This window comes from Pauljensenia sp. 20925_1_27, assembly GCF_041432835.1.
In the GTDB taxonomy this organism is placed as follows: Bacteria; Actinomycetota; Actinomycetes; order Actinomycetales; family Actinomycetaceae; genus Pauljensenia.
Map to the genome: position 1 here is coordinate 20,385 of NZ_JAPWAH010000021.1, position 10,772 is coordinate 31,156.

Sequence of the window (10,772 nt, forward strand, 5' to 3'; positions counted from 1 at the left end):
CGTCAATGTCAAACCCGGGCGGCGTGAGACGCGCGGAAGCGGCACCGGTACCCAGATGAGGGTGGGACGCGGTAAGGTCCATCCCAGATGCCTCGCCGGGTGAACCGCGGGTGAGGGTGCTACAAATACTGGGGAAGCGACGGAAGGGACCGGCAATGTCAGCGACGAAGCTCGTGATCGTGGAGTCTCCTGCGAAGGCAGCCACCATCGAGGGATACCTGGGTCCCGACTACCACGTGACCGCCTCCATCGGACACATCCGCGACCTCCCGCAGCCCTCCGAGCTGCCCAAAGACATGAAGAAGGGGCCCTTCGGCCGCTTCGCCGTCAACGTGGATGATGGCTTTAAGCCCTACTACGTGGTGAACCCGGATAAGAAGAAAAAGGTCACCGAACTCAAGAAGCTCCTCAAGGAGTCCGACGAACTCTATCTGGCAACTGATGAGGACCGCGAGGGTGAGGCCATCGCGTGGCACCTCCTGCAGGTCCTGAAGCCGAAGGTTCCCGTGCGCCGCATGGTCTTCCACGAAATCACGAAGGAAGCGATCCAGCGCGCCCTGGAGAACACGCGCGACCTGGACACCGACCTCGTGGACGCGCAGGAGACCCGCCGCATCCTCGACCGCCTCTACGGTTACGAGGTGTCGCCCCTCCTGTGGCGCAAGATCCGCCCGTCCCTGTCGGCGGGTCGCGTGCAGTCGGTGGCAACGCGCCTCGTGGTCGCCAAGGAGCGTGACCGCATGGCGCACGTGAGCGCCCAGTACTGGTCGATCGACACGGCTTTCACGTCGGCGGGCCAGGCCTTCGGCGCGCGCGTGTCCTCCGTGGACGGCCACGCCATCGCGACCGGCTCGGACTTTTCCGAGAAGGGTGAGCTGAGCGCGAAGGCTGCCAAGGCCGGCGTCCTCCACCTGGACGAGGCCACCGCGCGGGCCTACGCGCAGGCTCTGTCGGATGCCCCGGCCTCGGTCATCGACTCGGTGACCCGCAAGCCGTATCGCCGCCGCCCGGCCGCCCCCTTCACGACGTCGACCCTCCAGCAGGAGGCGTCGCGCAAGCTGCACTGGAACGCGTCCTCGACGATGCGCACCGCCCAGTCCCTCTACGAGTCCGGTTACATCACCTACATGCGTACCGACTCCACGGCGCTATCCAGCCAGGCGATCCACGCCGCCCGCGAGCAGGCCACCCAGCTTTATGGGGCCGAGGCCGTGGCGCAGTCCCCGCGCCTGTACGGCACCACCTCGAAGGGCGCGCAGGAGGCGCACGAGGCGATCCGTCCCGCGGGTGATCATTTCCGTACGCCGGGCGAGGTGGCCGGTTCCCTGTCGAAGCAGCAGCTGGCCTTGTATGACCTGATCTGGAAGCGCACGGTCGCCTCGCAGATGGCCGACGCCCTCGGCTACACGGCGACGATCCGCGTGCTCACCGGCATCGAGGTCGACGGCGCGCGTCACGACGTGATCTCCTCGGCCTCGGGCACGGTCATCACCTCCCCGGGCTTCCGCCTGGCCTACCAGGAGGGCCGCGACCAGGGGCGTTACGACGCGGAAAAGAACGACGCGGAGAAGACCCTGCCCGACGTCGCCGAGGGGGACGCCGCGACGCTGACCGAGGCCACCCCCGACGGCCACGAGACCCAGCCCCCGGGCCGCTACACGGAGGCCACGCTGGTCAAGACGATGGAGGAGCTCGGCATCGGCCGTCCCTCCACCTACGCGGCCACCATCCAGACGATCGGGGACCGAGGGTACGTGACGCACCGCGGCCAGTACCTGGTGCCCACGTGGCTGGCGTTCTCCGTGACGCGCCTGCTCGAGGAGAACCTCGCGAACCTGGTCGACTACGACTTCACGGCTTCGATGGAGGGCGACCTGGACCGTATCGCCGCGGGCGAGGAGAACGGCACGGAGTTCCTGTCCGGCTTCTTCTTCGGCCCCAACGGCACGGGCGAGAATGGCGGCCTGCGCCACGACGTCGCCTCCCTGGGCGACGACATCGACGCGCGCGCCGTCAACTCGATCGACCTGGGCCGCGGCGTGACGCTGCGCGTGGGCCGCTACGGCCCCTACATGGAAAAGGCCGACGGGACGCACGCGAACGTGCCGCCGGAGGTCGCTCCCGACGAGCTGACGGATGAGCTGATCGATCAGCTCTTCTCCCGCGCCGCCGATGACGGCCGCGAGCTGGGCGTCGACCCCGCGACCGGCCACACGATCATCGTCAAGGATGGTCGCTACGGCCCCTACGTCACCGAGGTCCTGCCCGAGGAGACCGAGGGCACCGAGGAGGGCGCGAAGAAGACGAAGAAGGCTGCCGCCAAGCCTCGTACCGCCTCGCTGTTCAAGACCATGGACATCTCCACGGTCACCCTCGAGGATGCGCTGAATCTGCTGTCCCTGCCGCGCGAGGTGGGCACGGACCCGGCCTCGGGCGAGGTCATCACTGCGCAGAACGGCCGCTACGGCCCCTACCTGAAGAAGGGCACGGACTCGCGCACGCTGGCCTCGGAGGATCAGCTGCTGACCATCACCCTGGACGAGGCCCTGGCCATCTACGCTCAGCCCAAGACGCGCGGCCGTGGCACGGCCCGCCCGCCGCTGCGCGAGTTCGGCGAGGACCCGATCTCGGGCAAGAAGGTCACCGTCAAGGACGGCCGCTTTGGCCCCTACGTGACGGACGGCGAGACCAACGTGACGGTGCCGCGCGCCGAGACGGTCGAGGACCTGACGGCCGAGCGCGCCTACGAGCTGTTGGCGGACAAGCGCGCCAAGGGCCCCGCCCCCAAGCGCACGCGTAAGACGGCCACGAAGAAGACCACGACCAAGAAGACCGCTGCCAAGAAGACGACGGCGAAGAAGACGGCCACCAAGAAGGCCGCGACGAAGAAGGACAGCTGATGGCAGCGCGAGGAGTGTTCATCACCTTCGAAGGTGGCGACGGCTCGGGGAAGTCCACGCAGATCCAGTCGGTGCGCGACTGGTTTGAGAGCCGTGGCCGCGAGGTCGTCGTCACCCGCGAGCCGGGCGGCACCGAGCTGGGCACGGAGATCCGTCGCCTCGTGCAAAACGGCCCCGAAGACGTCGACGCGCGCACGGAGGCCCTCCTGTACGCGGCTGACCGCGCCTATCACGTCGCCACGGTCATTGCCCCCGCCCTCGAACGCGGCGCGGTCGTGCTGGGGGATCGCTACATTGACTCCTCCCTGGCCTACCAGGGCGCGGCCCGCTCCCTCGGCGTGGACGAGATCGCCTCGCTGAGCGCATGGGCGACCCGCGGCCTCTACCCGTCCCTGACCTTCCTCCTGGACCTGCCCCCGGAGGTCGGCGCGCGCCGACGTACCGACTCCCCGGACCGCATGGAGCGCGAGTCCATGGACTTCCACGAACGCGTGCGCCACGAGTACCTGCGCCTCGCGGACGCCGAGCCCGACCGCTTCGTCGTCATCGACGCGGTGGGCACGGTCGACGAGGTCTTCTCCGAGATCCGCGGCGTCCTCGTCGAGCGCTTCGAGGGCGGGGTCGCCACCATCGACGAGGCCGACGACGCTCCCGCGCCCGCTCAGGACACCCCGGCCTCGTCCTCATCTGAGGTACCCGCTGCGTCTGAAGCATCCGCAGCACCTGAGACTGATCGTGACTCTGAGAAGCCGCGTCAGAAGAACGCGGACAAGGGCAGCGCCCGCAAGCCCGCCACCATGGTGGGAGCCCTGGGTGAGTCCCAGGGCGCGCTCTGGGATGAATGATGAGCGTCTGGTCCTCGCTGGTCGGACAGGAAGCGGCGGTCGCTAAGCTCTCCGAGGCCGCGGCGTCCGCACGCGCGATCGTCGCCTCCCGCGGTGGCGTCCGCGCCTCCGACGACGCGCGTTCCATGAGCCACGCGTGGCTCATCACCGGCCCTCCCGGCTCGGGTCGCTCCGTCGCCGCGCGCGCGTTCGCGGCAGCCCTGCAGTGCACGGGCGAGACCGTGGGGTGTGGCCGGTGTGCCGGATGCCGCACGACGATGGGCCGCACGAACGCCGACGTCGTCTTCGCGGCCACCGAGACCTCGATCATTAACGTGGAGACCGCACGTTCCCTCGTGCTGCAGGCGCAGTCCTCGCCCTCCCAGGGGCTGTGGCGCGTCATCGTCGTCGAGGACGCGGATCGCCTCGGCGAGTCCGGCGCGAACGCCCTGCTCAAGGCCATCGAGGAGCCGCCCGAGCACACCGTGTGGCTGCTGTGCGCCCCCAGCCCCGAGGACATGATCGCCACGATCCGATCGCGCTGCCGCCACCTCGGCCTGCGCATCCCCACCGCGGCCGCGGTCGCCGACCTGCTCGTGCGCGAGGGCGTCGCCACCCCCGAGGTCGCCCTCGAGGCCGCACGCGCCGCCCAGTCGCACATCGGCCTGGCCCGCGCGCTCGCCCGCGACCCCCAGATGCGCGAACGCCGCCGCGCGATCATCACCGCCCCCGCGTCCGTGCGCAGCGTCGGCGAGGCCGTCATGGCCGCCGACCGCCTCCTCGAGACCGCGAAAGCTCAGGCCGACGCTCAAGTCAGCGAACGCAACGCCCGCGAAAAGGCCGAACTGATGCGCCAGCTCGGCATGGACGAAGGCGAGAGCGCAACCAAGGCCTCGCGCACGATGATCCGCCAGCTCGAGGAGGACCAGAAGCGCCGCTCCAAGCGCGCCCTCACCGACGCGATCGACCGCGCGCTCATCGACCTGCTCGCGATCTACCGCGACGTCCTCATGATCCAGGTGGGTGGGGACGGTGAACTCATCAACACGGATCTGGCCGACCTGGTGGGCCAGATTGCCCGCGATTCCACGCCCCGCCAGACCCTCGCGCGCGTCGAGCACATCGAAACCGCTCGCAAACGCCTCGTGTCGAACGGAAACCCCCTGCTGGTCCTCGAAGACATGGCGATTTCGTTGCGCCCCCAGGCGTGAAAACTGACCCGGCGTTTCTCCGTTACAATCGTGGCCATGAAGACTCGCTCCATCGCGGCCGGCGCCGTCGCAATCCTCGCCGTCGTCGCGATCATACTGACCGTCATCGGCTACTACGGAACCCAGCTCAAGGGTCCGGTACCCCAGACGACGGCGACCTCCTCGTCCGCCCCGATCCCAGTCCAGTCTGGCTCCGCCCAGTCCTACTACGAGCAGCAGATCTCCTGGGGTGCGTGCGCGCAGGGAACCTTTGACTCCTACCAGGGCGTCGACTCCTCCGACGCGAGCGAGTACCAGTGCGCGTTCCTGAAGGCACCCCTCGACTGGTCCAACCCCGACGGCGACCAGATCACCCTCGCGCTCGCCATCCACCGCTCCGGCGTGGACGGCGCGCCCGCCCTCTTCATTAACCCGGGCGGCCCCGGTGGCGCCGTCGTCTCCGCGCTGCCCTACTACGCGGCGCAGGGAATCGGCGAGGCTGTGGTGAAGTCTTACGACATCGTCGCCCTCGACCCCCGAGGCGTCGGCGACTCGACCCCCGTCTTCTGCATGACCGACGCGGAGAAGGACGAACGTAACGCCGGCGAAGACGAGGACATCGACACCGGCGACGAATCCCCCCAGTCCGCGGTCGCCGCCGCCCAGGAAGACTCGCGCACGGTCGCGGCGGGCTGTCGCGAGCACTCGGGCAGCCTTTTCGAACACATCGACACCGTGAGCGCTGCCCGCGACTTCGACATGGTGCGAGCCGTTCTCGGCCAGGAGACGCTCAACCTCCTCGGCTACTCCTACGGCACCTTCCTCGGTGCCACCTACGCCGGGCTCTTCCCCGAGCGCGTCGGCCGCTTCGTCCTCGACGGTGCCCTCGACCCCACCCTCAGCGTGAACGAGGTCTCGGCCCTCCAGACGCGTGGCCTGGACGCCTCGCTCCAACACTGGATCTCCGACTGCGCCACCCAGTCCACCTGCCCGATGGGACGCAGCCTCGACGAGGGGATCCAGACCGTGCGCTCCTTCCTCGACTCCCTCGAAGACAGTCCGATGCGCACGAACGACCCCGCGCGTCCCCTCACCGAAAACCTGGCCGTCACCGCGCTGACCGGTGCCATGTACAACACCCAATGGTGGCCGCAGCTGACCCAGGCGTTTGGCATGGCGTGGCAGAAGGGGGACGGCAGCGGCCTGCTGGCCATCGCCGACACCCTCAACTCGCGCAACCCCGACGGCACCTACCAGGACAACTCCACGGACGCCATCAACGCGATCAACAACCTGGACTACACGCCCGAAGGAAACATCGAGGAGTGGGCCGCCCAGGTGGAAACGCTCAAGAAGGAACTGCCGCTCCTCGGCAAGTACGCGGGCTACCCGTCGGCCGCCCTCGAGGCCTGGCCGACGAAGCACGCTAAGCGCTCGCGCATTACCGCTCAGGGCGCCGCCCCCATCGTCGTCATCGGCACCACCCACGACCCGGCAACCCCCTACTCCATGGCGCAGGGCCTGTCCGGTCAGCTCTCCAGCGGCGTCCTCGTTTCCGTCGAAGGATGGAACCACACCGCGTACCGCCGCGGCGCCAACCAGTGCGTCGTCCGCGCCGTTGAAGATTACTTCGTGAAGGGAACCGTGCCCGCCGACGGCCTCATGTGCCAGTAGGGACGTGACTCACGACATCCCCCTGGCGGGTGTCTTGGTTTGCGCTCGGCGCGATTCGTCCAGTAGAGTTGTGCCGTTGCCTGCACGCCCCGGAAACGGTGGAACGGCAGGCGCGGCCGCCTTAGCTCAGTCGGCAGAGCGATTCACTCGTAATGAATAGGTCGTGGGTTCGATTCCCACAGGCGGCTCCATAAGAACGTCACTTTGGATACAAAAAATCCCGGCCCAGCCGGGACGTGTCCAGGGTGGCGTTTTCGCTGTTCCTGGTTGTTGTTCGGGGTCTGGGGTCTGATTGCAGAGCATGGTGAGGCTCACCTGACGGCAGCCGGTCAGTGGGCATGAGTGGCCTGCCAGAGGATTGCTCGGCTAATGGAGATCCAAAGCGTCAAAACGTACTGCCCTGCGTCAAAAGAGCGGTGAAGACACGGGTTAAAGGACAAAACGTGTTGGTTTTGTAGCGACTTTTTGGCTTGCTGGTGCGGGAAAATCAACATTGAAGTTGGTTGTTTCATTGTGGGGGTATGAATACCCCTAAATGCCCGGCGTGTGGGCGAGTGATGACCAGGTATGGGCACTCAGCGTCAGGGGCGCAGCGATGGCGCTGCTCCCTGTGCATCATCAGCCAGGTCAGCCGCATTAATTCCACGGCGAAGCATCTTGATGAGTTCTTGGCGTGGCTTCTTGGCCGTCGCCGTCAGGTGGACATGCCTGGTGGGGGTCGTTCGTTTCGTCGGCGTTGTGAGCCGTTGTGGCAGTTATGGCCTTTCAGCCCGATCATCGATGAGGTTCATGAGGTCATCTTCGTCGACGGCATTCACCTGGGCCGAAATGCCGTGGTCCTCATCGCCCAAACACCCGATTGTGTGCTGGGCTGGTACGCGGCCAGGAGTGAGAATTCCCGGGCCTGGGGCGCGCTCATGAGCCGGATCGCACCCCCGGCCCTGGTCGTGACCGACGGGGGCAGCGGGTTTGCGAGGGCGTGCAAGAACATCTGGCCGACCACGCGCGTTCAACGCTGCACTTTCCACGCGTATTGCCGTATCCGCCAAGCCACCACAACGCGCCCCAAACTGGAGGCCTCGCGCAGCTTATACGCTCTGGGGCGCCAGCTCACCCACGTGACAGACATTGAAGGCGCCCAGGAATGGATAGGCGCCTACCAGGGGTGGTGCACGCGCTGGAAGGACTTCCTGGAGGAGAAAACAGGCTCTTCCGAGTTGAGTGTGGGTGACCGGGTGTTGGTCGGGGGTTGCGGGTAGAGGTCGAGGTCCTTGATGATGAGCGGACTTCAACCCCCGCTGTCGTCAAGGAGCTCGGGCGGTGTCTCACCCTACCTGCTGCTGCTCTGCGTCGCTTGATCGTTGTGATCGGTGTGATCTGCTCGTCGGTTTGGAGGGCTTCCATCTGATGAGTGTGGTTCGCACCCCAGATGCTCTAGTGCTCGATGTTGAGTCGTGCAACCAGCTGGTTGGCTGCCCAGGTTGTGGGCTGAATCGCTCAAGGCCACGGTCGCGTGGTGGTGGAGGTGACCGACGCGCCCTGGGCCGGGGTCCCGGCAAGGTTCCGGTGGTTTAAGCGACGCTGGATATGCCGCGAACACACCTGTCAGATCGCGACTTTCACTGAGCAGAACCACTCGGTGTGTGCGCCCAGGGCGCGTTTGGGTGTGCGGGCGATCCGCTGGGCGATCCGACAGTTGCGCTTCGAGGGAGCCACTATCTCGGGGCTGGCCCGCCAGTTAGGAACCACGTGGAATACCGTGTGGTCCCATATCAAGCCGTGTCTGCAAGCCGCATCTGATGACCCTGCCCGTTTCGCAGGGGTGCGGGTGCTGGGGGTTGATGAGCATGTGTGGCATCACCAGGACCGACGCCGCCGGGGCCCACGTGAGCTCACCGGCATCGTGGACCTGACACGCGGGAAGGAGCATCCCACGGCCCGCTTGTTAGACCTGGTCCCAGGAAGGTCTGGCACCGTGTACAAAAACTGGCTAGAAGAGCGCGGCGAAGACTTCCGCTCCGGTATCCAGATCGCGACGCTAGACCCCTTCCAGGGACAGCAAGAACGCCATCGACGACCAGCTCCAAGACGCCACCAGCGTCCTCGATGCTTTCCATATCGTCAAGCTCGCCGGGGACGCTCCAGGTGAGGTGCGTCGTCGCGTCCAGCAAGACACGACCGGTCACCGCGGGCGCAAGGGTGATCCTCTCTATCAGATCCGCAATCTTTTGCGCGCCTCGCGTGATCGGCTCACGAAGCGTCAACAAAAACGACTCCGTGAGGCCTTCACGGCAGATGAGGCGCATATCAGTGTGGAAGTCGCCTACCACTGCGCCCAGCAAGTGCGCGACGTCTTCCATCAAGCCACACCCGCCCAAGGCCGACGCCTGGCCGCTCATCTCATCCAGCGCCTACCAACGTGTCCCATCCCCGAAATCGCCCGACTGGGTCGAACCCTACGCAAATGGAAGGACGCCTTCTTGGCCTACTTCGATACAGGAGGAGCCAGCAACGGCCCCACCGAAGCCATCAACGGAATCATCGAACTAGGAAGACGCACCGCCAGAGGCTACCGCAACCCCACCAACTACCAACTCCGAATGCTCCTCATCGCAGGAGGCCTAGATGCCTCCAACCACACTCAACTCTGAAGAGCCATATATGAGAATATGTGTGACTCAAAAGCAAATATCGAAATGCCGATAATCCTGAGGAAGATACCGGAACATACGGTTAGCTTAGAACCGAATGTGTTGTTCGCGCTTCCTATGATGAAAGAGCAAACTCTTCCGGTGCCTGATAATGCTCCTAAAATTAATCCAATCTCACCAATACTGGCCCCAACGTCTAATAGGCGAAAGACCAGTAGAGGATAAATCATAAAGGTAGAGATTCCGCTAATAGTTATTGCCACTAGCAGAATGTAAGACGTGACTTTTGGCCCTTTCTTAAACATGCGTATTTACGCCTGTTGAGATTTGCACTGATATTGACCTCGAAGCGCTAATCGCTCTATCTTGCGCGATCGCAGCGGTTTCGCCGGTCGCCATGAGGTTGCCGATGCGAGACCGATACGTTCCAACCTCGACGATACGATCACCGATCTCACGAGAAGGTACCCACGTGGGCGCTCCGGGATTGTGCACCAGTTGATCGATGCCGTGAATTGATGCGATGGTTCCGGTGCTTGTAGCGTAAACGCTGACATGAGAGTATCCGCCCCGTATCTCTCGATTCATGACTTCGCACAGCGGGACGTCTAGTGCCTGGTGAACTGCCATGGCGTACGGATTGAAGTTCGTTGTAGCTAGGATAGCAGGTGTGATCAGCGCTCCTGCCATACGAGCATTGATTTCAACCAGCCGAAAACCATTAGACGTTTCGATGAATTCGATGTGTGCCAAACCAAGAGTGTAATCTAAAGTCCGAAGGAGCTCAAAGGCCCAATCTTTAGCTTCTGTCTCCCATTGGGAATTTGCGGCCCATGGGAAAGATTTGACTCGCTCAGTGAAGTATGGGGGGTCAGATAAGATCCGATTGGTGATGCCAAAGAAGATCTCGTGTTGGGAATCTCGCCATACTTCTGCGGAATAAGCTGGTCCGAAGTAGAAGTCTTGAACAACGAAGTCATCTCTTTTGTAGCCGGACATGGTGACAATTTTGTTGACTTCATGCTTGGACTTAGCGACGTAAACACCGATTTTTCCCGTACCGTTTCGTAGCTTCATGACTTTTGGCCATGAATTTGAGCGTTCGGTGAACCCCCGTGCAATGAGCGTGGATTCAACTGCCTCTTTGTCTCTAAAGAACTTAAGCTTTGCTGTGTTACCAAACTGGTAGAAGCCGAATTTATCGCGAATTATTGATGCAATGACACCCCACGTGTCGGTGACGCTGAAGACCTGGGCGATTGACGCGCGGTTCGCTTTAATATAGGTGGCCAACTCGTGGTGATCCCGGGTGGGGAAAGCGACAACCTCTGCTTTAGTTTCGCCGTAGTATGTAGCATCTTCAGCTAAAACTCGTAGGTGATAGCCATGCCTGTCTGCAGCAGCAGCCATTGCATCAACTTCGGACATGGCTTCAATTGCTAGGAGAATATTTTCAACCATCAGTATTATCTCTCTTATGCGTAGATGTGGGCGTTGGAGCAAAAGGGGTGCCGTTCCAGTCTATCGCACACC

General features: G+C 63.9%; 6 protein-coding genes, 1 tRNA gene and 1 pseudogene. 7 read left to right on the forward strand and 1 reads right to left on the reverse strand.

What is annotated here, in order from left to right; genetic code table 11:
* The first annotated feature begins 155 nt into the window (after positions 1-155).
* The 7 genes and pseudogenes from topA to O3684_RS09105 all read left to right on the forward strand — a co-directional run bounded on the left by topA (position 156) and on the right by O3684_RS09105 (position 9,239).
* On the forward strand, positions 156-2,900 hold the full coding sequence (topA, locus tag O3684_RS09075; RefSeq protein WP_500066472.1) for a type I DNA topoisomerase: 2,745 nt from the start codon (positions 156-158) through the stop codon (positions 2,898-2,900).
* Entirely contained in the window at positions 2,900-3,745 is an 846-nt protein-coding gene (gene tmk / locus O3684_RS09080) for a dTMP kinase (protein WP_500066473.1), read from the forward strand. Before topA ends, tmk begins: the two co-directional genes overlap by 1 nt.
* A complete protein-coding gene (locus O3684_RS09085; protein WP_500066475.1) occupies positions 3,742-4,935 on the forward strand; it encodes a DNA polymerase III subunit delta' in 1,194 nt (397 codons plus the stop codon). Before tmk ends, O3684_RS09085 begins: the two co-directional genes overlap by 4 nt.
* A 36-nt stretch (positions 4,936-4,971) precedes the next feature.
* A complete protein-coding gene (locus O3684_RS09090) occupies positions 4,972-6,588 on the forward strand; it encodes an alpha/beta hydrolase (protein ID WP_500066477.1) in 1,617 nt (538 codons plus the stop codon).
* A gap of 115 nt (positions 6,589-6,703) precedes the next feature.
* Positions 6,704-6,779, forward strand: a tRNA-Thr gene (locus tag O3684_RS09095).
* 330 nt (positions 6,780-7,109) lie between these two features.
* Positions 7,110-7,847 (forward strand): transposase-like zinc-binding domain-containing protein, encoded by a 738-nt coding sequence (locus tag O3684_RS09100; protein ID WP_500066480.1) that lies wholly within the window; start codon positions 7,110-7,112, stop codon positions 7,845-7,847.
* 61 nt (positions 7,848-7,908) lie between these two features.
* Positions 7,909-9,239, forward strand: a pseudogene (locus tag O3684_RS09105) (ISL3 family transposase).
* 297 nt (positions 9,240-9,536) lie between these two features.
* On the opposite strand, the gene O3684_RS09110 reads toward O3684_RS09105, so the two are convergent.
* The gene (locus tag O3684_RS09110; protein ID WP_500066482.1) at positions 9,537-10,700 is read right to left on the reverse strand and encodes an ATP-grasp domain-containing protein; all 1,164 of its coding nucleotides are present in this window, start codon (positions 10,698-10,700) and stop codon (positions 9,537-9,539) included.
* Positions 10,701-10,772 lie beyond the last annotated feature (72 nt).

Bases quoted from the DNA above. Each gene is read 5' to 3' on its own strand.
- topA (WP_500066472.1), top strand. From the start codon at position 156: ATGTCAGCGACGAAGCTCGTGATCGTGGAGTCTCCTGCGAAGGCAGCC.
- tmk (WP_500066473.1), top strand. From the start codon at position 2,900: ATGGCAGCGCGAGGAGTGTTCATCACCTTCGAAGGTGGCGACGGCTCG.
- O3684_RS09085 (WP_500066475.1), top strand. From the start codon at position 3,742: ATGATGAGCGTCTGGTCCTCGCTGGTCGGACAGGAAGCGGCGGTCGCT.
- O3684_RS09090 (WP_500066477.1), top strand. From the start codon at position 4,972: ATGAAGACTCGCTCCATCGCGGCCGGCGCCGTCGCAATCCTCGCCGTC.
- O3684_RS09100 (WP_500066480.1), top strand. From the start codon at position 7,110: ATGAATACCCCTAAATGCCCGGCGTGTGGGCGAGTGATGACCAGGTAT.
- O3684_RS09110 (WP_500066482.1), bottom strand. From the start codon at position 10,700: ATGGTTGAAAATATTCTCCTAGCAATTGAAGCCATGTCCGAAGTTGAT.